27 protein-coding genes are annotated in these 23954 nt (G+C 29.2%); 24 read left to right on the forward strand and 3 right to left on the reverse strand.

Annotated features, from left to right (window positions below; translation table 11 throughout):
• Positions 1-130: 130 nt before the first annotated feature.
• On the reverse strand, positions 131-274 hold the full coding sequence (locus C1715_RS19460) for a hypothetical protein (RefSeq protein ID WP_180964066.1): 144 nt from the start codon (positions 272-274) through the stop codon (positions 131-133).
• 1005 nt (positions 275-1279) lie between these two features.
• On the opposite strand from C1715_RS19460, the gene C1715_RS19465 reads away from it, so the two are divergent.
• Entirely contained in the window at positions 1280-1438 is a 159-nt protein-coding gene (locus C1715_RS19465; protein ID WP_180964067.1) for a hypothetical protein, read from the forward strand.
• Here C1715_RS19465 and C1715_RS11540 read toward each other — a convergent pair.
• The gene (locus C1715_RS11540; protein ID WP_102400638.1) at positions 1412-2632 is read right to left on the reverse strand and encodes a nucleotidyltransferase; all 1221 of its coding nucleotides are present in this window, start codon (positions 2630-2632) and stop codon (positions 1412-1414) included. The genes C1715_RS19465 and C1715_RS11540 overlap by 27 nt on opposite strands.
• A gap of 249 nt (positions 2633-2881) precedes the next feature.
• Here C1715_RS11540 and pta point away from each other — a divergent pair, with 249 nt between their 5' ends.
• The 21 genes from pta (at position 2882) to C1715_RS11640 (ending at position 20613) form a co-directional block, all read left to right on the forward strand.
• The gene (pta, locus tag C1715_RS11545) at positions 2882-3883 is read left to right on the forward strand and encodes a phosphate acetyltransferase (RefSeq protein WP_102400639.1); all 1002 of its coding nucleotides are present in this window, start codon (positions 2882-2884) and stop codon (positions 3881-3883) included.
• A 58-nt stretch (positions 3884-3941) separates the two neighbouring features.
• On the forward strand, positions 3942-5135 hold the full coding sequence (locus C1715_RS11550; protein ID WP_102400640.1) for an acetate/propionate family kinase: 1194 nt from the start codon (positions 3942-3944) through the stop codon (positions 5133-5135).
• Positions 5136-5299: 164 nt separating this feature from the next.
• Positions 5300-5800 (forward strand): YceD family protein, encoded by a 501-nt coding sequence (locus C1715_RS11555; protein WP_102400641.1) that lies wholly within the window; start codon positions 5300-5302, stop codon positions 5798-5800.
• Positions 5801-5813: 13 nt separating this feature from the next.
• Positions 5814-5996: a 50S ribosomal protein L32 gene (gene rpmF / locus C1715_RS11560; protein ID WP_102400642.1), complete on the forward strand. Its 183-nt coding sequence runs from the start codon at positions 5814-5816 to the stop codon at positions 5994-5996.
• A gap of 100 nt (positions 5997-6096) precedes the next feature.
• The gene (gene plsX, locus C1715_RS11565; RefSeq protein WP_102400643.1) at positions 6097-7128 is read left to right on the forward strand and encodes a phosphate acyltransferase PlsX; all 1032 of its coding nucleotides are present in this window, start codon (positions 6097-6099) and stop codon (positions 7126-7128) included.
• Between the two features lie 89 nt (positions 7129-7217).
• Positions 7218-7451: an acyl carrier protein gene (gene acpP / locus C1715_RS11570; protein WP_102400644.1), complete on the forward strand. Its 234-nt coding sequence runs from the start codon at positions 7218-7220 to the stop codon at positions 7449-7451.
• Between the two features lie 118 nt (positions 7452-7569).
• Positions 7570-8277 (forward strand): ribonuclease III, encoded by a 708-nt coding sequence (gene rnc / locus C1715_RS11575; protein WP_102400645.1) that lies wholly within the window; start codon positions 7570-7572, stop codon positions 8275-8277.
• Complete coding sequence (locus C1715_RS11580; RefSeq protein WP_102400646.1) at positions 8270-9358, forward strand: elongator complex protein 3; 1089 nt, start codon at positions 8270-8272, stop codon at positions 9356-9358. The genes rnc and C1715_RS11580 overlap by 8 nt, the downstream gene beginning before the upstream one ends.
• Positions 9359-9427: 69 nt before the next feature.
• Entirely contained in the window at positions 9428-9688 is a 261-nt protein-coding gene (locus C1715_RS11585) for a stage V sporulation protein S (RefSeq protein ID WP_102400647.1), read from the forward strand.
• A gap of 137 nt (positions 9689-9825) precedes the next feature.
• Positions 9826-9921 (forward strand): DUF4044 domain-containing protein, encoded by a 96-nt coding sequence (locus tag C1715_RS20310; protein ID WP_423240830.1) that lies wholly within the window; start codon positions 9826-9828, stop codon positions 9919-9921.
• Positions 9922-9959: 38 nt separating this feature from the next.
• Positions 9960-13517, forward strand: a complete 3558-nt coding sequence (gene smc, locus C1715_RS11590; protein WP_102400648.1) for a chromosome segregation protein SMC — start codon at positions 9960-9962, stop codon at positions 13515-13517.
• A 20-nt stretch (positions 13518-13537) separates the two neighbouring features.
• On the forward strand, positions 13538-14440 hold the full coding sequence (gene ftsY, locus C1715_RS11595) for a signal recognition particle-docking protein FtsY (protein WP_102400649.1): 903 nt from the start codon (positions 13538-13540) through the stop codon (positions 14438-14440).
• A gap of 80 nt (positions 14441-14520) precedes the next feature.
• The gene (locus C1715_RS11600) at positions 14521-14865 is read left to right on the forward strand and encodes a putative DNA-binding protein (protein ID WP_102400650.1); all 345 of its coding nucleotides are present in this window, start codon (positions 14521-14523) and stop codon (positions 14863-14865) included.
• Between the two features lie 11 nt (positions 14866-14876).
• Complete coding sequence (gene ffh / locus C1715_RS11605) at positions 14877-16226, forward strand: signal recognition particle protein (protein WP_102400651.1); 1350 nt, start codon at positions 14877-14879, stop codon at positions 16224-16226.
• A 42-nt stretch (positions 16227-16268) separates the two neighbouring features.
• Positions 16269-16526 (forward strand): 30S ribosomal protein S16, encoded by a 258-nt coding sequence (rpsP, locus tag C1715_RS11610; protein ID WP_102400652.1) that lies wholly within the window; start codon positions 16269-16271, stop codon positions 16524-16526.
• A gap of 18 nt (positions 16527-16544) precedes the next feature.
• Entirely contained in the window at positions 16545-16772 is a 228-nt protein-coding gene (locus C1715_RS11615; protein ID WP_102400653.1) for a KH domain-containing protein, read from the forward strand.
• 296 nt (positions 16773-17068) lie between these two features.
• A complete protein-coding gene (rimM, locus tag C1715_RS11620; RefSeq protein WP_102400654.1) occupies positions 17069-17560 on the forward strand; it encodes a ribosome maturation factor RimM in 492 nt (163 codons plus the stop codon).
• Between the two features lie 2 nt (positions 17561-17562).
• Positions 17563-18276, forward strand: coding sequence for a tRNA (guanosine(37)-N1)-methyltransferase TrmD (gene trmD / locus C1715_RS11625; RefSeq protein ID WP_180964068.1), 714 nt, complete (start codon positions 17563-17565; stop codon positions 18274-18276).
• Between the two features lie 122 nt (positions 18277-18398).
• Positions 18399-18746 (forward strand): 50S ribosomal protein L19, encoded by a 348-nt coding sequence (rplS, locus tag C1715_RS11630; protein WP_102400655.1) that lies wholly within the window; start codon positions 18399-18401, stop codon positions 18744-18746.
• Positions 18747-18935: 189 nt separating this feature from the next.
• On the forward strand, positions 18936-19778 hold the full coding sequence (gene ylqF, locus C1715_RS11635; protein WP_102400656.1) for a ribosome biogenesis GTPase YlqF: 843 nt from the start codon (positions 18936-18938) through the stop codon (positions 19776-19778).
• 13 nt (positions 19779-19791) lie between these two features.
• A complete protein-coding gene (locus tag C1715_RS11640; protein ID WP_102400657.1) occupies positions 19792-20613 on the forward strand; it encodes a ribonuclease HII in 822 nt (273 codons plus the stop codon).
• 55 nt (positions 20614-20668) lie between these two features.
• Here the strand turns inward: C1715_RS11640 and C1715_RS11645 are convergent, their stop codons facing one another.
• Positions 20669-21037, reverse strand: a complete 369-nt coding sequence (locus tag C1715_RS11645) for a YraN family protein (protein WP_102400658.1) — start codon at positions 21035-21037, stop codon at positions 20669-20671.
• A gap of 164 nt (positions 21038-21201) precedes the next feature.
• Between C1715_RS11645 and C1715_RS11650 the strand changes: the two genes are divergently transcribed.
• Positions 21202-22728, forward strand: coding sequence for a YifB family Mg chelatase-like AAA ATPase (locus C1715_RS11650; RefSeq protein WP_102400659.1), 1527 nt, complete (start codon positions 21202-21204; stop codon positions 22726-22728).
• A gap of 98 nt (positions 22729-22826) precedes the next feature.
• On the forward strand, positions 22827-23912 hold the full coding sequence (dprA, locus tag C1715_RS11655; RefSeq protein WP_102400660.1) for a DNA-processing protein DprA: 1086 nt from the start codon (positions 22827-22829) through the stop codon (positions 23910-23912).
• The last annotated feature ends 42 nt before the right edge of the window (positions 23913-23954 follow it).

Below are 23954 nucleotides of genomic sequence, written 5' to 3' on the forward strand. Positions count from 1 at the left end.
AATTTCTGTAAAACTAAAAGTTTTTTATTAGAAGTTCATCATAGCATCATATACTGATTTAGTTACCCTAGTTGCACTATTAACTGAGCTTGATCTAAGGGTATAAATACCAACTATACGATGTCCACTACTATCCTTCCAGTAGAATGGGCATACTTTGTCCTCCAGTAGTCTCTTGTTGCGTAGTAAGATCCTTAATTTGCATATTCTCTAACATTTCTGTGCTACTTGTTAATGTATACTGAGTAAGTGTTGTAGCATTAGCTGAAGACATAGGTAAGAATGAGAAAACAAGTAGCCAGACAATATTGCAGAAAGAATCTTGATTTTTTTATTTTTATCATGTTAATACCCCCTATTGTATTTTAATGGTATAATTCGTATGTAGTTACTAAAAAAGGTGGTTTTTATTATGAAAAAATGGAGTTTAATATCTTGGTTTTTAATTGTTTTTAGTATTCTAGCGTTAGGATGTACAAAAGATAATAAGGCAGCTTAGACACTAAAGATATAAAATATCAGGTACTAACATTAAACGTTAGTTCAGCTTCTGATGATAGCATTATCGCCACTGAAGGAAATGGCAACAAGTATCAAATCTCAAATTCTCAATTAGATATAACAGATGACAAAGGTAATCATTTATCATGGAAAGAACTAAAAGATGCAAAAGTTATTGAGGTACATTATTCAGGTAAAATAAAGGAAGTATCACCTGCTGTATTCAAAAAAATAATCAAAGTAGTAATTATATCCTAACATTATGTTAAACTAAATAATTGCAAAAATAGCCATAATTTCAAAAATACAGGGAACGCCAAGACTAATTAAGATGTACAATACCGACAAAACATATAATATGTGTTATACATATTATATGTTTTGTGAAAATAATGCACGAAGAGTAATCTCTTGAGACTACATTTCATAGGCACTAATGGGTTGTATTAAAATATATTTATAGATGGAACTAAAATTGAAGCGAATACAAATAGGTATACTTTTGTATGGAAAAAGGCGTATAAAAAATGAATGATCACCATATGTTTAAAATATAAATAAAGTGGTATAATATGCGTAAGAATTAGATAAAAATTAAGATTATTGATACATGAAAGTAACTTAATGTTTAAAATATTACATTCAGTAAAACATCATAAAACCTGATATATAATAGCTCATAGCAGTTTTGACTAGGGCTATTATTTTATTTTTGGTTTTAAATGTAATATTTTATATGATATATATAAAATATTACATTAGTGGAAGGGTGATATTTATGGTAGTTGAACTGATAAAGGACAAAAAGAAAATAGATGCTTTATTAACTTACTTAAAAGGTAAAAATGAAAGAGGGATTAATAAAGTAATGTTTATAAAAATGTATGTAAATATATATATAATTATATTGCTATTTATATATAATAGGACTTGTTAGATAGTCGCTATTGGGATTTATATTTTTATTTATAAGACTGTAAGCTCTAGTACACTGAATGTCTAATTGTAAACTAAGGCACTTATGTTTAGGAAGCTTTGTATAAACAGGTATAGAACAGGTGTCTTTTAGTAGTTTTAATATTTTTTGTCCCTCTGAGTTAAAACCTAATACTCTTGCATAGTCACAAGGGGATTTTCGCATATTTTCTGTAGGAAAAAGCTCAAAACCTATGAAAAGTTGAGTTAGTATTCTACTTATTCTAGTATAAGTATATCTTTTACTTTTTATTTTTAATATAAGTTCCTTTAAAGTATTGGAAAATTGTATTTCTTTCATAATTTTATTATTTAAACCCTCTAAAGCATCAGGTATATTTTCTATAGAATTTTTATTTGTAAGAATTTTGTATTTTATATACTGAAACATATGCTCATCCATAGGAAAACAATAATTTTCGTCTTTTAATTTTAAAATTAAATTAAAAACATTCTCTGGCATGAAGTTTTTTAATTCATTTATAGATTTATTGGAGTTAAAGTGGTTTCTTATGGCTGAAGCACTGGAAAATTTATTGCTTAAATTTAAATCATTATATAGATTCCCTTTTCTCTTTAGGGTTACAGGTTTAATAGAACTATTTAATTTTAATAAACTTTTACAATATTCTATTCCTAATATATTGTTGGATTGTAAAAGAATATTATCTAAAATATCTTCTTTCATAGAGTTAGTTTGAATCAAATAATATTTTAAGGCTTTATTTCTAGAAGAAGGATAATTTAATCCAGTATTTAGATACTTTTTTAATTCATTTTTATAATCTATCGGTTCATTTATTAGAATAGCAGCGATTTGTTTTAATATTTCTACATCACCTACTTCACTACCAAAAAATATACCATCTACTACGCCTAAGCTATTTAAAAGACTTATGGCTCCTAAGGAAAAAAATTCTGCAGAGGATAAACTGTATACGGCAGGAAGTTCTAATACTAAATCCACTCCCTGTTGCAGTGCCATTTTTGCCCTTATCCATTTGTCTACTATTGCGGGGGTGCCTCTTTGAGTGAAATTACCACTCATCACGGCTATTGTATTTTTGCATTTAGTTATTTCTTTACACTTTTCTATATGATACAAATGCCCATTATGAAAAGGATTATATTCTACTATTAAACCACATATATTCATTTTATACACCTTCTTAATAAAATATACTATTTTAAATACTTACAAGCTTATTATTGATATTAACATAAACTATTATGATTAGTGTATACTTTATTTATAGAAAATTTAATTATTATGGCAAATAACAGTACTTTTTTCATAAAAATGATGTTATTATTAAGAAATTATACATTGACTATTGAAAAATATAAGTAAAAAGCGTTATATTATAAATGTGTGTATTTTTTTAATTTGAAAGGAGAAATGAACATGGAACTTATGGAGAAGTTTTGGAAGGCAGCTAAGAATGATTTAAAAACAATAGCTCTTCCAGAAGGAGAAGAAGAGAGAACTTTAACAGCAACAGAAAAAATAGTTAAAGAAGGCTTAGCTAAGGTTATATTAGTGGGCAATGAAAAAAATATTAAAGAAAAGGCAAATAAACTAAAAGTAGATATTTCAGGTGCTGAAATAGTAGACCCTGAAACATCAGATAAATTAGAGAAGTATGTAAATGGTTTTTATGAATTAAGAAAGAAAAAGGGTATTACTTTAGAAAAAGCAGATAAAATAGTAAGAGACCCACTATATTTTGCTACTATGATGGTTAAAATGGATGACGCAGATGGAATGGTTTCAGGTGCAATACATACCACTGGAGACCTTTTAAGACCAGGGCTTCAAATAATAAAGACAGCTCCTGGTATATCAGTAGTTTCTAGTGTATTTATTATGGTAGTACCAAACTGCCAGTATGGTAAAGATGGAATGTTATTATTCTCAGACTGTGCTGTAAATCCTAATCCAACAGCAGAGCAATTGGCATCTATTGCAATAAGTACAGCAGAAACAGCTAAAGGATTATGTGATATGGATCCAAAAGTTGCTATGCTTTCTTTCTCAACTATGGGAAGTGCTGAACATGAATTAGTTGAAAAGGTTAGAGAAGCTACTAAGATGGCAAAAACATCAAGACCTGATTTGTTAATAGATGGAGAATTGCAATTAGATGCATCAATAGTTGAAAAAGTTGCAGCTCAAAAGGCTCCAGAAAGTAATGTAGCAGGTAAAGCTAATGTACTTATCTTCCCTGATTTACAAGCAGGAAATATTGGATACAAATTAGTTCAAAGATTTGCAAAAGCAGATGCTATAGGACCTATATGCCAAGGGTTTGCAAAACCAATTAATGATTTATCAAGAGGATGTAGTGCAGAGGATATAGTAAATGTTGTGGCAGTAACAGCAGTTCAAGCGCAAAATCAAAAATAGTAAAGTATATCATATTTAACATATAGATATATTATAAAAGATTAGGAGGATTTTTTTAATGAAAATATTAGTTATTAACTGTGGAAGCTCTTCTTTAAAGTATCAATTAATAGATATGGAAACAGAAAAAGCTTTAGCAAAAGGATTAGTGGAAAGAATAGGAATAGAAGGATCTATATTAACTCATAAAGCTGGAGAAAAGAAATTTGTAGTAGAAACTCCAATGAAAGATCATCAAGTTGCAGTAGAATTAGTTCTAAAAGCATTAGTAAATGAAGACCATGGAGTGATTAATGATGTTTCAGAAATATCAGCAGTAGGACATAGAATAGTTCATGGTGGAGATAAGTATGCTAAATCTGTACTAGTTACTGATGAAGTAGTAGAGAATATAGAAGAGTGTATTAAATTAGCACCACTTCATAATCCAGCTCATATCATAGGAATTAATGCATGCAGAACTTTAATGCCAAATACTCCAATGGTAGTAGTATTTGATACTGCTTTCCATCAAACTATGCCAGAAAAGGCGTATATGTATGCTCTACCATATGAAATGTATACAAAACATAGTGTAAGAAGATATGGAGCACATGGAACTTCTCATAAATTTGTTTCACTTACAGCTGCAGAAATGATGGGCAAGGATATGAAAGAACTTAAGATAGTAACTTGTCACTTAGGAAATGGAGCTAGTTGTTCAGCTGTAGCTAATGGAGAATGCGTTGATACATCAATGGGATTAACTCCACTTGAAGGATTAGTTATGGGAACAAGATGTGGAGATATGGATCCTGCTATAGTAACATATTTAATGAAGGCTGAAGGTTTATCAATTGAAGAAATGGATACATTAATGAATAAAAAATCTGGAGTACTAGGTGTTTCAGGTGTAAGTAGTGACTTTAGAGATATAGAGGATGCTGCTAAGAAAGGAAATCATAGAGCTCAGTTAGCTTTAGATGTATTCCATTATAGAGTTAAAAAATACATAGGATCATATATAGCTGCTATGGGTGGTATTGATTGTCTTGTGTTTACTGCTGGATTAGGCGAAAATTCTATATCATCTAGAGAAGAAATTTGTAAGGGATTAGAATGCTTCGGCATAGAATTAGATGCTGAAAAGAATAACGTTAGAGGTAAAGCAGTAGAAGTAAGTACTGAAGGTTCTAAAGTTAAAATATTTGTTATACCAACAAATGAAGAATTAATGATAGCAAGAGATACAATGGAAATAGTTGCAAAATAGTAGCATAACTATTTAAATTAGAGTTCAGGTGGGCTAAAGGCCCATCTGAGCTAGTTTTCAGTTCTTATGAGTTTAATAGTTTTAAAAATAAATCTTGACTTTTATTATTGCTACTTATATAATAATGGTGTTTGTTGTAATTTGTCACATGAGGTGGATTTTATATGATAATCAATGTATCGGAACTAATAAAAAACAAAGTAAGTAGTAAAAAATTAAATTTTGTATTAGATTTATGTAATTTCCATGATGGCAATGAAACTATTGAAGTTACAAAGGCTATTAATTTTAATGGAGTAATAAAAAGCTTCGAAGAAGATCTAATCGTAGAGGGACATGTTGGAGGAGAAATTATTTTAACATGCTCTAGATGTTTAGAAAAATTTAACTATAAGTTAGATTTGGATTTTAAAGAGACAATATCAACAAATTCTGATGATAAAGATGATGATCTCATCTTTATTGATAATAGTAAGTTGAATATAGATGATATAATCATAAGTAATATCATCATGTCATTACCTTTAAAGAGACTTTGCAGAGAAGACTGTAAAGGCTTATGTCAACTTTGTGGAACTAATTTAAATTATTCAAATTGTAATTGCAAAGATGAGGATGTTGATCCTAGATTGGCTAAGCTAAAAGAATTTTTTTCTGCTAATTAAGGAGGTGTTATAAATGGGTAATCCAAAATCAAAAATTTCAAAATCTAAAAGAGATTCAAGAAGAGCACAAACTTTCAAACTAAGTGCACCTGGAATAGTTGAATGTCCTCAATGTCACGAAATGAAACTTGCTCATAGAGTATGCCCAAACTGTGGATACTACAAAAATAAAGAAGTTGTTTCAACAGAAAAATAATAAAAGGAAAGTCATATGACTTTCTTTTATTTTTACCCAAATCAGTATATAATAAATTATATAATTTATATTATATAATATTTATAAGAGAGGTTTTATTATGATAATAGCAGTGGATGGTATGGGTGGAGATAATGCACCAGATTGTATAATTAAAGGGTCTATAGAGGCTATTAATGAATTTAAAGATTTAACTATAATAATAACAGGTCCCGAGAAAGTTATTAATGAAAAACTTTCAGTATATAATTATCCAAAGGAAAGAATAATAGTCTTAAATGCAGAAGAGATAATTACTAACAATGAACATCCCGTAATGGCCATAAGAAAGAAAAAAAATTCAAGTTTAGCAAAGGCCTTAACTTTAGTAAAAAACAAAGAAGCAGATGCCGTAATCTCTGCAGGAAGTACAGGTGCTTTCATGGCGGGCTCTTTATTTATTGTAGGAAGAATTAAAGGAATAGATAGGCCGGCTATAGCACCAGTTTTACCAGGTAAAAATGGCCCTAGTATGCTTATAGATTGTGGTGCTAATGCAGAATGCAAGCCTGTAAACTTATTGCAATTTGCTTATATGGGAGATATATATTTTAAAAATATATTAGGAATACCTAATCCAACAGTAGGACTTATTAATATAGGTGCAGAAGAAGAAAAGGGAAATACCCTTACAAAAGAAACCTATAAACTTCTTAAAGAAACTTCTTTAAATTTTATAGGTAATGTGGAACCAAGGGATATACCTAGTGGAGATGTAAATGTACTAGTATGTGATGGCTTTGTAGGAAATACTGTTTTAAAGATGTATGAAGGCGTGGCATCTACTATATTTGGGACTATAAAAGAAGAAATATTAAGCTCTACTAGAACTAAAATTGGAGGAATACTTTTAAAGCCAGTTTTTAAGAATTTTAAGAAAAAATTTGACTACAAAGAATATGGTGGAGCTGCTTTTTTAGGAGTAAAGGGAGTATGCATTAAAGCTCACGGAAGCTCTGATGGTAAAGCTATCAAAAATGCTATATCTCAGGCTATTAAATTTGCCAATAATGAAATAATAGATAAAATTAAAATGCAGATAGAAAATGAAAAAGTGCAAGAAGAAAACGAAAAAATTGAAAAACACGTATAAATTTAATAATATTGATGATATTATTATATTGACTACTTAGATTTTATATAATATTATCTATTTGTAGATTTTATTAGGAGGTGAATGTTATGGTATTCGAAAGAGTAAAAAAAATAATAGCTGATCAATTAAGCTTAGATGAGGAAGAAGTGAGAATAGACTCCTCTTTTATAGATGATTTAGGAGCTGATTCGCTAGATATAGTAGAACTTATAATGGCGCTAGAAGAAGAATTTGATATTGAAATTCCAGATGAATCTGCCGAAAAAGTTTCTACTGTAGGAGATGTTGTTGAATATATAAAACAACATGTAGAAGAGTAATAAAAGGTCCCGTTTTAAAACGGGACTTTATATTTTCAGAAATATAGTTTATTCTTGAGCTTGTAAATAAAATGCAAATTGAGGAATAAACTCTATTAAAGGAGATGGAGATTATATAATGAATGCTTTACGTGAAGACATGTTAGTGGAATTGGAAGAGAAAATAGGGCTTAATTTTCAAAATAAAAACTTACTAGATGTAGCATTAACCCATAGTTCTTATGCCAATCATAAAAAAAATGCAAAATACAATGAGAGACTTGAATTTTTAGGAGATGCGGTATTAGAACTTGTGATATCTGATTTCTTATTTAAAAAATATAAAGAAAAAAGTGAAGGCGAATTAACTAAAACAAGAGCCATGATAGTATGTGAAAACTCTCTTCACAGTATAGCCAAAAATTGGGATATAGGTAAATATATAAACATGAGCAAAGGTGAAGAAATGACTGGTGGAAGAACTAGAGTATCTATATTGGCAGATTGCATAGAAGCTATAATAGCTGCTGTTTATTTAGAAAAAGGATTTGAAGAAGTCAAAAGTTTTATACTGATAAATTTTAAAGAAAACATACATAAAGCATTAAACAATCAAATAATAATGGATCATAAAACAAAGCTACAAGAAATTATGCAGCAACATGGAGAAGTAAATATAGAATATAATTTATTAAAATATGAAGGACCACCTCATAGAAGAAAATTTTACATAGAAGTTTATATAAATGGAAAATATCTTGGTAAAGGTGATGGATATAGTAAAAAAGAAGCTGAGCAAAATGCGGCAAAAGAAGCTTTGAATAATTTGGAGGTTATAAATGGGTAAATCACACTATATAATCCCTATATTTGTACCACATGAAGGATGTACTCATAATTGTGTATTTTGTAACCAAAGAAGCATAACAGGAGTAAAAAGTAATGTGAATGGAGAGTATGCGGATAAAATAATAAGAGAATATCTTTCTACTATAGATTATAAAAATTCAACGGTAGAGGTATCATTTTTTGGAGGGTCTTTTACAGCTATAAATATAGAAAGGCAAAATGAACTTTTAGAAGTAGCATATAAATACAAAAAAGAAGGAAAAATTAAATACATTCATATGTCTACGAGACCAGATTGTATAAATGAATGTATATTAGATAATTTAAAAAAGTATCATGCAGATATCATTGAATTAGGAGTACAATCATTAGATGAAGAAGTATTATTAAAGTCAGCGAGAGGACACGGTGTAGAAGATGTTATAAAAGCTTCTAAGCTTATAAAAGAATACGGATTTACCTTGGGGCACCAAGTGATGTTAGGATTACCAGGAGATAATTTTAAGAAGGATATAGATACAGCTATAAAGTCTGTGGAAATGAAACCGGATATATGCCGCATATATCCTGCTTTAGTAATAAAGGGTACTCCTATGGAGAAAATGTATAAAGAGGGAATTTATAAGCCATATACTGTGGAGCAAGCAGTGGAAATATGCAAAGATGTGTATGGTATTTTTATTAGTAATGGAATAAGGGTAATAAGAGTTGGACTTCAACCTACTGAGGAAATAACTACAGGCAGAGAATTGGTAGCGGGTCCTTTTCACCCAGCTTTTAGAGAATTGGTAGAAGGTAGTATGTATAACGATATGATAAGAGATGAACTTATAGAAAAAGATGGTTCTAGTGTAACTATAGGTGTTAATCCTAAGGATATATCTAAAATATACGCAAATAAAAAACAATTTTTTTATGACATGAAGAAACAATTTTCGTCAAAGAACTTAAGTGTATTTCAGGATAACACTTTAGAAGTAGGGCAAATTTCTATAAATATAAATGAAAAATGTAGTAAAATATCTTTCCAAAATTATGTTCAAAGTAAGTATAAAAAAGGATATAAGAGTTTTTTATAGAATATAATTCCTATATAAGTATTAAAAAGTTAAACTTAAATAATAATTTTTATAGGGAGGAATATAATTATGGAAGTATTAAAAGTATCAGCTCAATCTTCTCCAAAATCAGTAGCAGGGGCTTTAGCAGCTATTGTAAGAGATAGTAAAGTTGCAGAGATTCAAGCAATAGGTGCCGGTTCTGTAAATCAAGCTATAAAAGCTATTGCCATAGCTAGGGGATTTGTTGCCCCTAATGGAATAGACCTTGTAACCATACCAGCTTTTTCACAGATAGAAATTGATGGCGAAGAAAGAACTGCAATTAAATTAATAGTTGAATCCAGATAACTTGCTAAAAAATTAGTTTAAGAAATGTAGGCTCTCAAGGTTTAGACCATGAGAGCTTATTTAAATTTAATACAAGTTGATATTTTTTTTAAATTACTATAAACTATTAAAGTAAAACCAGTATGTGAGGTGGTAAAATGAAAAAGGAAAATAGAGAAAAGGCTACAAAAATTATGGTATTTGCAATGATCATAATTTTTATATTTACTTTAATGCCTATATTATTTAGATAAACATATAATAATTAAGCTTTATATAGGAGAGAGTGTTTATGTTTTTAAAATCACTGGAGATAAGAGGATTCAAATCTTTTGCAGATAAAACTGAGGTGTCCTTTAATAAAGGAATAACTACAGTTGTGGGCCCTAATGGTAGTGGAAAAAGCAATATTTCAGATGCAGTTAGATGGGTACTGGGAGAGCAAAGTATAAAAACTCTAAGAGGAGGTAAAATGGAGGATGTTATATTTGCTGGAACTCAGTACAGAAGACCAGTGGGATTGGCTCAAGTAGCTATTACTCTAGATAATAGCGATAGCGAACTCCCTATAGATTATTCCGATGTAACCATTTCTAGAAGATTATATAGGTCAGGAGAGAGTGAATATTATATAAATAACTCCAAATGTAGACTTAAAGATATACAAGAATTATTTATGGACACTGGAATAGGAAAAGAAGGATATTCTATAATAGGTCAAGGTAAGATAGATGCTATTTTAAGTGGTAAACCAGAGGACAGAAGAAAACTTTTGGAAGAGGCCGCTGGTATTGTTAAATTTAAAACTAGAAAAGAAGAAGCTGAAAGAAAACTTATTAATACTGAACAAAATTTAACTAGAATAGAAGATATATTAAGTACCTATGAAGAAAGACTTGGACCTTTAGAAATAGAAAGAAATAAAGCAAAAGAGTTTTTAAAGTTATCTGAGGAATTAAAAATAAAAGAGATAAATTTAATATTGTATAATATTAAATCCTTAGAGGAAAGAATATTATTTATCAAAAAAAATATAGATAAATTTAATGATGAAATGAATAAATATGAAAAAGAAAAAGAAGAACTAAAAAGTCAATTTGATGAATTAGAAGAAGAGATGGAAAAGTTTAATAAAGATATAGAAAGAGAAAAATCAGATTATTATAACAAGCAATGGGAACACAAGGATATAATATCTAAGATGGAAATTTTAAATGAGAGAATATCCAATTTAAAATCTGTTATAGACAAAAATTCCATAGATATAAAGAATTTAGAACATAAAAAAGAAAGTTTTTATAAAGAAAAAAATTTAAAAGAAAAAGAACTGGAAAAATTTCAAATGGATCAAACCAGTTTAAATATAAATATTGTTAAGTTAGAAAATTATATATTAAGTCTTAATAAAGAAATATCTACTGATAAGCAAATACTTGATAATTTAAAGAAAGAGCAAATAGATGTAGCAGGGAAGATATCTGAACTTAAAAATAGTAATATAATTTATAAGAATGAAGTAGAGGAATTAAAAAAGAAAATCTCCCATATAAAAGAAAGTTGTGTGGGATATGCTAATTCTATAAAGATTAATTCAAATACCAAAAATATTTTAAAAGAAGAAAGAGAAAAGCTATCCATCTGTATAGTTGAACATGAGGATGAAATAAAATCCTCTAGAAGAGAAATTTCTAAGCTTAATATTCAATTAAAGGAGCAAGAAATTAAATTTAAAAGTAATAATAAAAAATTAAATACTTTGGAAGCTAATAGAAACATACTTGCAAATTTAGATAAGGAGTATGAAGGGTATACAAAAACTGTAAAAAATTTAATGCATGATTTATCTAAGGGATTATTGGAGATACAAAAACAGCATTGCCATGTATTGGGGGAAATAGTAGATGTACCTAAAGAACTAGAAGTAGCCATAGAAATAGCTCTAGGAGCATCTATTTCTAATATAATAACAAAAGATGAAACTACAGCAAAAAAATTAATTAGTTACTTAAAAGAAAATAGGTTAGGCAGGGCTACCTTCTTGCCTTTAGATATAGTTAGAGGGAAAAAGTTGGATTTATATCCTGAAATAAAAAATATAAAAGGATATTTAGGAATTGCTAGTGAACTCATAAATTATAATAATATATTTAATCCTATAATACAGTATGTGCTTGGAAGGACAATAATTGCTAAAGATTTAGATTGTGCTATTCATATAGCTAAGGCTAGTAAGTTTAAATTTAAAATAGTAACGCTAGATGGAGAGATAGTAAATGCTGGAGGAGCTTTAACTGGTGGTAGCTTATATGGGAAAAATACTGGAATAATAAGTAGAAAGAGACATATAGAAGAAATAGAATTGGAAGTGGAAAAATCAAAAGAAGAAATTTCTAAGGTAGCTTATGATATAAAAAATTTAAATAAAATTATAAAGGAATTAGATGATAAGTGTTTAAATCTAAAAGATGAAATTCACTATAAAAATATAGAAATAACAAAGATTGATGGAAAAACAAGTGCTATCGAAATGGAAACAGAAAAATTAAATAAAAATTTGTCTGTTTCTACTGAAGAGATAAATGTTATTAGTAAAACTTTGAAATATAAAGAGAGTCAGACAGAGGAATTTTATAAAAATATAGATTTATATATAGAAAAAGAAAAAGAAAATAATGAAAAGATTAGAAACTTGGAGTTTAAACTAAAAGATAGGGATAAACTTATAGAGGATAATAAGGAAAACTTAACTGAATTAAGAATAAAAAAGGCTGGACTAGATGAGATAGTCAACAATAAGATAAGTGAATTAAGTAGGATAAGCAAAGAAGGAGAAGCTATAGATATAAAAATTGAAACTCTAAAAAAAGAAATAGAAAAGTCAGAGGAAACTTATCAAAGTAGTCTTAAAAATATAGAAGAAAACAAGATGAAGATAGAACATGTACTGAGGTCTTTAGAGGTTTTGAAAAATGCATATGAAAGTAAGGAAGTAGAAAAAATAAAGGTAAAAGAAAGTATTGATAAATATAAAAATAAATTAGAAGAAATGAATTTACTAATAGCTAACAAGGAAAAAGAAATACACAAGGAACAAATATCACATACTAAGTATGTAACAGAGAAAGAAAATGTATATTTAAAATTAAATGATGAATTTCAAATTACTTATGCTGAAGCTTTAGAATATGCAATTGAAAATTTTAATTTAAAAGAGTTTAAATTAGATATTCAAAACTTAAAAGAGGGAATTTCAAAATTAGGTGTTGTAAACTTAGGTGCCATAGAAGAATTTGAAGATATAAGAGATAAATTTAAGTTTATGAATAATCAAAAAGAAGATTTAATAAGTGCTAGAGAAGAGCTTATGCAAGTAATAAATGATATGACTGGAAAAATGAAAGTCATGTTTAATGAAAATTTCAACAAACTTAGAAAGTATTTCAATGAAACTTTTCAAGAACTATTTAAAGGAGGAAGGGCAGATTTACTACTAGGAGAAGGAGATGAATTATCCTGTAACATTGAAATAAATGTAGAACCTCCAGGAAAAAAGCTTCAAAACATAAATTTAATGTCCGGTGGAGAAAAGGGACTTTCTGCCATAGCTCTATTATTTGCAATACTTAAAATGAAGCCAACCCCTTTTTGTATATTAGATGAAATCGAAGCAGCCTTAGATGATGCTAACGTAGTAAGATACGCAGATTTCTTGAGGGCTTTTTCTAACAATGTTCAATTTATTGTAATTACTCATAGAAAGGGAACTATGGAAGCAAGCGATGTTATGTATGGTGTAACTATGCAAGAAAAAGGAATATCAAAAGTAGTTTCAATACAGTTAAATAATTAATATTATAGGAGGTATTGTATATGTTTGGAGGATTTTTTAATAAACTTAAAGAGGGACTTACTAAGACGAGAGATGGTTTAAGCAATAAACTAGGTGACATGTTAAACCTAGCTATAACTATAGATGATGATTTATATGAGGAGTTAGAAGAAATTCTTATAACTGCAGATATAGGAGTAGAAACTTCTTTAAAAATAATTGATAAATTGAAAGAAAAAATAAAGGAAGAAAAGATAAAAGACCCACAACAGATAAAACCTTGCTTAAAAGAGATATTAATAGAAATGCTAGGACAAGTAAAAGTAGAACAAAATTTTCCTAAAGTTATGCTAGTGATAGGAGTAAATGGAGTAGGTAAAACTACTTCTATAGGTAAATTAGCAAATAATTTTAAAAGAGAAGGCAATAAGGTTCTAATTGCAGCAGCAGATACTTTTAGAGCAGCTGCTATAGATCAATTAGAGGTATGGAGTGGTAGAGCAGGAGTTGATATTGTAAAACATCAAGAGGGGTCAGATCCAGCGGCAGTAGTTTTTGATGCAATTCAAGCAGCGAAAGCAAGACATATGGATATACTCATATGCGACACTGCAGGAAGACTTCACAATAAGAAAAATTTAATGAATGAACTTCAAAAGATAAATAGGATTGTAGAAAAGGAATTTTCAAATGGAAATAAAGAGACTCTATTGGTGGTAGATGCCACTACGGGACAAAATGGCGTACAACAGGCAAAACAATTTAAAGAAATATGCAATGTTGATGGAATAATATTGACTAAATTAGATGGAACGGCTAAAGGTGGAGTTGTTATTTCTATAAAAGACGTATTAGGAATTCCAGTAAAGTATATAGGAGTAGGAGAAGGCGCTGATGATTTACAGGAATTTAATGCAAAAGAGTTCGTAGAAGCGTTATTTTAAAAAAAAATCTCCTGTTAAGTAAAAGTACTTGACATGCATAAAACATTTTGGTAATATACTTTTGTGAGTTGGTGATGGTTATGGAGGAAAGAGTTCGAATTTCTTTGTTGTTAGATTTTTATGGGAGTTTATTAACAGAAAAACAAAGAGATATAATGGATTTATATTACAATGACGATTTATCTTTAGCTGAAATATCCAATATAACAAATACTAGCAGGCAGGCTATACATGATATTACTAAAAGATGCCATAAGCTTTTATTTCAGTATGAAGAAAAGCTATTTTTGCTAGAAAAGTATTTAAATAAAAAAAGAATATTAGATAGATTAAACAAAAATATTGATAGTTTAATAAATAGCATAGATGATGAAGATAAAAAAGAAATTCTTCACAATGTTAAAAGAGATATAGAAAATATATAGGAGGTCCGGCTATGGCTTTTGAAGGTTTAGCTTCTAAATTACAAGAAACTCTTAAAAAGTTAAAAGGAAAAGGCAAGTTATCAGAAAAAGATATTAAAGAAGCCATGAGAGAAGTTAAACTTGCTTTGTTGGAAGCAGATGTAAACTACAAAATTGTCAAGGACTTTGTAAAAAAAGTAAGCGAAAAGAGCCTAGGAAATGAAGTTTTAGAGAGCTTAACTCCTGGTCAACAGGTTATAAAAGTAGTAAATGAAGAATTGACGGAGTTAATGGGAAAAACTGAAAGCGAAATAAAATATTCTTCTAGCGGCTTGACAGTTATTATGTTAGTTGGCTTGCAAGGAGCAGGTAAAACCACTATGGCAGGTAAATTAGCGCTTCAAATGCGTAAGAGGAATAAAAAACCTTTACTAGTTGCCTGTGATGTATATAGACCAGCAGCTATAAAACAGTTGCAAGTAGTTGGAAAGAGCATAGAAGTGCCAGTGTTTACTATGGGAGATAAAGTTAGTCCTGTGGATATAGCTAAGGCATCTTTAGAACATGCTAAAGGCAATGGTAATAACGTAGTAATCATAGATACAGCTGGTAGGCTACACATAGATGAAAATTTAATGGGAGAACTTTCAGGGATAAAAGAAAACATTAATCCTGAAGAAATATTATTAGTAGTAGATTCTATGACAGGACAAGATGCTGTAAATGTGGCTGAAAGTTTTAATAATCAGTTAGATATATCTGGTGTTATACTAACTAAATTAGATGGCGATACCAGAGGAGGAGCAGCACTTTCAATTAAAGCTATCACTGGAAAACCAATTAAGTTTGTTGGTATAGGTGAAAAAATGAATGAGGTAGAAGTTTTTCATCCAGATAGAATGGCTTCAAGAATACTTGGTATGGGTGATGTATTATCACTTATAGAAAAAGCTCAACAGTCTATAGACGAGAAAAAAGCTCAAGAAATAGGTTCAAGAATGTTAAATAATGAATTTAATTTTGAAGATTTTCTTGAAGCTATGAGTCAAATGAAGAAGATGGGACCTTTAACTAAAGTTCTCGAAATGATGCCAGGATTTAATTCTAGTCAATTAAAAGGTGTTGATTTGGACAAAAGTGAAAAGGAAATGTCTAAAGTTGAGGCTATAATAAACTCTATGACTAAAAAGGAAAGAGTAAATCCAAACCTAGTTATATCTTCATCCTCTAGAAAGAAGAGAATAGCCAAGGGATCTGGTACAGATGTACAACAGGTAAATAGACTATTAAAGCAATTTGAAGCTAGTAGGAAAATGATGAAACAAATGAAAGGCATGCAAAAAGGTTTTAAAAAAGGTCTATTTGGAAAATTACCTTTTTAAATATAAATACTAATTAGAATCCTTTAAAGGAGGTGAATATAAATGGCAGTTAAAATAAGATTAAGAAGAATGGGTGCAAAGAAAGCTCCTTTCTATAGAGTAGTTGTTGCTGATTCAAGAGCTCCAAGAGATGGAAGATTCATTGATGAAATAGGATACTACAATCCTACAACTGAACCAACTACTGTAAAAATAGATGAAGAAAAAGCTTTGAAATGGGTAAAAAATGGTGCTCAACCATCTGAAACAGTTAAAAAGTTATTCAATATGACTGGTATAACTGAAAAAACTTCAAAGTAATACTGGGGGTGCTTTTTTATGAAAGAATTGCTTGAAGTAATAGCAAAGTCACTAGTAGACAACCCAGAAATGGTATGTGTAAATGAGATAGCTGGTGAGCAATCAGTAATTTTAGAATTAAAAGTTGCTCCAGAGGACATGGGAAAAGTTATTGGTAAGCAAGGTAGAATAGCAAAAGCTATAAGAACAGTAATGAAAGCAGCGGCTATTAAAGAAAATAAAAGAGTTGTTGTAGAAATTATATAATTGCATACTAAAAGCATAAAGTAAGAGTTAGGTATTTCCTAGCTCTTACTTTGTATTACTTCAATTTATATAAATTTAATATATTAGTTAATGAAAAATTTAATTCTAAAAACTTGATAAATTTTACTAGTTGATATATATTTGTATCAACAATTTTAAATTCTAGATTTTAAATTTTACATTAAAGATAATTCTATATAAAATAATAATTGAAATTACATATAAAATAGATAAAAATATAAAAGAGAAAGGTAGGTGGATACCTGATTTGTACCTTTGAAAATCAGGGATGCATATTGGAAGAATACTTTAATATAGGTCAAATAATAAATACTCATGGGGTTCATGGAGAAATTAAAGTGTTACCTCTTACAGATGACATTAATAGATTTAAAAGTTTAAAATATGTAATAATAGATGGTGTGGAAAGAAGCGTACTTGGGGTAAAGTTTCAAAAGAACAAGGTTATATTAAAGATTGATGGAATAAATTCTATGGATGAAGCAATGAAGTATAGGGGGAAATATCTAAAAATTAGTAGAAAAGATGCTGTACCTTTGGAAGAAAATACTTATTTCATAGCAGATTTAGTAAACTGTGATGTTTTTGATACAGAAGGAAAAGAATTAGGAAAAGTATATGAGGTTATTAAAACAGGAAGTAATGATGTGTACTGGGTTAAAGGAGAAAAAGAAGTATTAATTCCTGCTTTAAAGGATATAGTAAAAGAAGTGGATATAGATAATTTCAAAATAATTATAAGGCCTGTAGAGGAGTGGCAAGAATAAATATGAAAATAGACATATTGACCCTATTTCCAGAGATGTTTAATATATTCAATTATAGTATAATAGGCAGAGCAAAAGAAAATGGTATATTGAATATTAATGCTGTTAATATAAGAGATTATTCAGAGGATAAGCATAAAAAAGTAGATGATTATCCTTATGGAGGTGGAGCTGGCATGCTTATGGCACCACAGCCTTTAGTTGATGCTATAAGTGCTGTAAAAAATTATAACAAAGGTAAAGTTATTTTTTTAGGTCCAAGAGGCACTAGCTTTAATCATGAGATGGCATTAACTTTAAGCAAAGAACAGGATTTAATTTTTATTTGTGGACATTACGAAGGTATAGATGAAAGAGTTTATAATTATATAGATATGGAAATTTCCCTTGGAGATTTTATATTAACTGGTGGAGAAATGGCCTGCGTTCCCATTGTAGATTCCATATGTAGATTAATACCTGGAGTGCTTTCCACTAGTGAAAGTTATAAGGATGAATCTTTTTATGATGGTCTGCTAGAATATCCACAGTATACAAGACCGGTATCTTTTAGAGGAGAAGAAGTGCCTGAAATTCTTTTGTCCGGACACCATGAGAATATAAGAAAATGGAGAAGACTTCAGTCTTTAAGGTTAACCCAGAAAAGAAGATCAGATTTATTTAAGAAAGTAAAATTAACAAAAGAAGATAGAAAATTATTAAATACCTTCAAATAATATATATTTATATTGTAAAAACATAAATTTTGTGGTAAAATCAATTTTGTGCTAGTACGGGCGGTCCTCTGTCTGCATGAAGCTGGGCATGAACGTCAAATAATTTTAGGGAGGGAATGCACATGTTAGAAATCATAAAAGCAATAGAAGCAGAACAAATAAGAAATGATTTAGTAAAATTCAATGTTGGAGATACTGTTAAAGTTCACGTTAACATTAAAGAAGGAACTAGAGAAAGAATTCAAGTTTTTGAAGGAACAGTTATCAAAAAACAAAATGGTGGAATAAGAGAAACTTTTACAGTAAGAAGAGTAACTTCTGGTGTAGGAGTTGAAAGAACATTCCCAATTAATTCTCCAAGCGTAGCTAAGATAGAAGTAGTAAGAGCTGGTAAAGTAAGAAGAGCTAAATTATTCTACTTAAGAGATAGAGTAGGAAAAGCTGCTAAAGTTAAAGAAGCAATAAGATAAGAAAACGGGGCTATTAAGTCCCTTTTTTTATTATATTTCTTTTATATATAGAAAGAGAATTAAAATTAAAAAAAGAATTAAACTATTTATATATGTTAGGATTTATTATGTGAGGTGCACTATAGTGATTATTGAGTATCCACTATAGATTGATTAAATAAAATCAAATGAAGAAAGGGTAGAATATTTATGGAGATAAATTGGTTTCCTGGCCATATGGCTAAAACTAGAAGAGAAATAAAAGAGAATTTAAAGCTTGTAGATGCTGTAATAGAGATAAGAGATGCTAGAATAGTAAGGTCCAGTGCTAATCCCGAAATTGAAGAGATATGTAAGGGAAAACCTAGAATAATACTTTTAAATAAAGCTGACTTAGCAGAAGAAAAAGCCACTAGTGAATGGATAAAAGAACTTTCTAATGAAAATATAAAGGTTATTAAAGGAAATAGTATGACCGGTGAGGGATTAAAGAATATAAAGCCTATTTTAGATTTGCTTCTAAAAGAAAAATTAGATAGATTAAGAAGTAAGGGACTAGTTAATATAACAACTAGAGTAATGGTGGTTGGAATTCCTAATGTAGGAAAATCATCTTTTATTAATAAAATAGCAAAAGGAAATAGAGCTAAGACTGGTGATAGACCCGGTGTTACAAAAAGTAGGCAATGGATAAAAACTAAGTTAGGAATAGAATTAATGGATACACCTGGGGTTTTGTGGCCTAAATTTGAGGATCAAAAAGTAGGATTAAATTTAGCATTTACAGGGGCCATAAAGGATGAGATAATGAATGTAGAGGACTTAGCTTTAGAGCTTATAAAATCACTTCAGGATCAGTATGGAGATAGAATTATTAAAAGGTATAAACTAGAAGGATTATCAGAAGATGCTCTAGAAAATATGGACAATATAGCCATAAAACGAGGCGCTGTTATGGCTGGAAGAAATATAGATTATAATAGAATAGCTATCACAATTTTAGATGAATTTAGAGGGGGAAAACTAGGAAGAATTTCATTAGAAACTCCCTAAAGGAGAGAAGAATATGAGCTTAAATATTTCCCCTACAGATTTGGGGCATAAAAATGTTAAGGAGATAAAAGTTTTAGTTAAATATATAGAAGAGAATTTTATTAATATAAAGGAAGAAGACTTTTTAAACCTAACAAAGTGTTTATTAGATGATGGCAGAAAGTCAGTTAATAAGCTGGCTATAAGTTTGTTGAAATACAGAGAAAATATGGAAAAAGAAATAAAAAGAGTTACTAGTATGTATAATTTTGATAAGGTATATTCTAAGGACGGATATGTTATAGGAACAGATGAAGTAGGTAGAGGACCATTAGCAGGGCCAATAGTAGCTGCAGCAGTAGTTTTAGATTTGAATGGCATGGATACAAAAGAAATGATTCTAGGATTGAATGATTCCAAAAAACTTACTGCAAAAAAAAGAGAAGAATTGAGTAAAATTATAAAGAAGAAAGCTTTAGCATATAAAATATGTTTAATAAACAATAACGAAATAGATACTAAGGGAATAGGATGGTGTAATAATCAAGTGCTTTTAGAAGCAGCTGAAGGTATAGATTTGAAACCTAGTATAGTGTTATCAGATGGATATAAAATAAAAGGTGTTAGTTTACCTAATAAAGCTGTTGTTAAAGGAGACTCTAAAAGTGCCTCTATAGCCTGTGCTTCAATTTTAGCTAAGGTATATAGAGATAATATTATGATAGAATACGCTAATTCCTATGAAGGCTATGGTTTTCATAAAAATATGGGTTATGGTACCGAAGAACATATAAAAGCTATAAAGAGTAAAGGAATAACCAGTATACATAGAATGAGTTTTTTAAAAAACATATAAAAGGATAAAGAGAATTGTTTCAAGGTTTAATTTTGAAATAGTTCTCTTTATTTATTTACATTCCAAAGGCATTTTTTATTAATTTTATAGAAGGTTTGTTTTCATCACTATTTAATATTATTTCTACCACATCAAATCTAAAATTATTATTGAAAAATTTTTTCTTTAATATATACAATTGAGCTACCTTGCAAATTTTTAATTGTTTATTTTTAGTAACAGCCTCACAGGGATGACCATACAAGGTGCTATATCTGCTTTTAACTTCTATAAAAACTATATAGTTTTTATCTTTTCCTATTAAATCTATTTCTCCAAATTTGCAAGAAAAATTTCTATCTAATATTGTATACCCTAAACTCTCCAAGTGCTTTTCAGCTATACTTTCTCCATATTTTCCTATGTCTTTATTAAGATGGTGCATAAAGTGTCTCCTTTCTTTTAGATAGATGCATGAAGACATATTACAACAATAAACTGAAAATTGCAACTATTTTTTTAGGTTAAATAAATTTATAAAAATATGATTATATTAATTATATTTGTCTAGAATTAAAATATGTGTTTATTAAATTTGGAGGGGAAAATATGGCTATTACAAATATTAATACTGCAAGTCTTAGTGGTATAAAAGGCAATATAGTAAGAGTTGAGATACATATATCCAGTGGACTACCCTGCTTTAATATAGTAGGGCTTCCTGATGTGTCTGTAAGAGAATCTAAAGAAAGGGTTAGAGCAGCTATAGTGAATTGCGGATATGAGTTTCCCATAGGTAGAATTACTATAAATTTAGCTCCAGCTGATTTAAAAAAAGAAGGAGCTTTATTAGACTTACCTATAGCAGTGGGCATTCTCATTGCAACTAAGCAAATATACTGTGAGGATTTGGCTGAATATTTATTTATAGGAGAGTTATCATTAAATGGTGAATTAAAAGGGGTTAAAGGTGCACTACCTGTAGTTATGGAGGGAATGGATAAAGGAATTAAAAAATTTTTGGTACCCTATGATAATGTAGAAGAATGCAGTCTAATAAAAGGTGCAGATATATTTCCATTTAAGCATTTAAAAGAGGTGGCAAGTTATATTCAATATAGAGATTTACTTCCATATGAGTCTTCTAATAATATTTTTGAACAATATGATGATCAGTTAGATTTTTGTGATGTGAAGGGACAGGAAAGTGCTAAAAGAGCTATTGAGGTAGCTTCTGCAGGTGGACATAATATAGCTTTATTTGGTCCCCCTGGTTCAGGTAAAACCATGTTAGCTAAAAGAATATCCTCTATATTGCCTCCAATGAAATATGAAGAAGCAATTGAAGTTACAAAAATATACAGTGTTTCAGGGAATTTGGACAAAGAAGAAAATATAATTACTAAAAGACCTTTTAGAAGTCCTCACCATACTACGTCAAAAATTGCACTAGTTGGTGGAGGAAGAGAACTTATGCCAGGAGAAATATCTTTAGCACATAATGGTGTGTTGTTTTTGGATGAAATACTGGAATTTGATAAAAGAGTATTGAATGTACTTAGACAACCGCTAGAAGATAGGGAAATACTAATTTCAAGATATAATGGCAGTGTAAAATACCCAGCTAACTTTATGCTTGTTGCTGCTTTAAATCCCTGTCCTTGTGGTTTTTATTGTTCTGGGGTAAGAGAGTGTACTTGTACAGAATATGATAGAGAAAGGTATTTAAATAAGTTTTCTGGACCTTTACTTGATAGAATAGATGTTTTTTCATATGTTAATTCGCTTTCTTATGTAGAAATAAAAAGTTCTAAAAAATCTGAGGGATCTAAGAATATTAGAGATAGAATTAGAAAAGCTAGGGAAATTCAGAATATTAGGTTTAAGGACAATAAAATTTTTACTAATTCACAGATGAATGTAAATGAAATAAATAAATACTGTATTTTAGATAAAAAAGGCAGTGATTTATTAGAGAAGATATATTCAAAATTTTCTTTAAGCACTAGAGCTTACAGCAGAATATTAAAGGTTGCTAGGACTATAGCAGACTTAAGGGAGAATGAAAATGTAGGAGAGATAGATATAGCAGAAGCTGTTCAATATAGAAGATTTATAAACAATAAGGTAGTTTAAAAATTAAAAAAATTCAAGAAAATTTAATAAACTTTAAAAAAAATTAATAGATTGAGAGGTATATAGTAAATTAGATATTAGTCTTAGGAGGAAGCGCTTTGGATATATACGATATTTGGTTATGTTATGCTAAAATACCTAATAGAATAAAGGTAAAATTATTTAAAAAATTTAAAACTTCTCAAAAAGTATGGTATCATTGTATAGAAAATAATATAAATTTAAATAATAATATAAAAGGATGTTTAAAAAAGGCATGGAATAAAGATAAGTTAGAGCAAATTATAGAACAAATTAATGTACATAATATAAAAACTGTTACATTTAGTGATGAGAAATATCCTAGTAGTTTAAAAAAATATGATGATGCTCCCTTTATTTTATTCTATAAAGGAAATATAGACGTATTAAATGAAATTAACACTGTTTCAGTGGTAGGAGCTAGAAACTGTACCTTTTATGGGGTACAATGTACTAAGTATATAGTAAAAATATTAGCTAAGAATCATATAGGTATAATAAGTGGAATGGCAAAGGGAATTGATAAAAATGCACATGCTACTTGTGTTGAAGTAGGAGGATATACTTGTGCAGTCTTAGGCTGTGGGATAGATATAATTTATCCTAAGCAAAATAGAGAACTATATTATTCTATAATGGATAAGGGGTGTATAATATCTGAATTTCTACCAGGGACTCCACCTTATAGTTATAATTTTCCTATTAGAAATAGAATAATAAGTGGACTTGGAAAAATATTAATTGTAGTTGAAGCAGGAGAAAAAAGCGGAACACTTATAACTGCTAATTGTGCTTTAGAACAAGGAAAAGATATTGTGGTAGTTCCTGGATCTATATTTTCACCTCAAAGCAAAGGTACAAATAAATTAATAAGTGAAGGTGCATATCCTTTTATAGATATTGAAGGAGTTTTTAATCTATTAAGAGAAAATTATAATTACAATCTTATTAAAGACCAAAATGAAGATAAAGGACAGAAATGCAAGGAAATACATGGTAAACTATCTAAATTGATAGGAGATAGCCCTGTTCATATTGACGACATAATAAAAATATGTCATATTGACATAAGTCAATTGTATGATGTATTATTTGAAATGCAGTTTGATAATGAAATAATGTGTTTATCTGGGAATTATTACGTTAAAATTCATAATATATAGATAAATGAACATAATATTTAGTAAAATTACGTATTGGAGGGG

Source organism: Haloimpatiens massiliensis, from assembly GCF_900184255.1.
GTDB lineage: Bacteria > Bacillota > Clostridia > Clostridiales > Clostridiaceae > Haloimpatiens > Haloimpatiens massiliensis.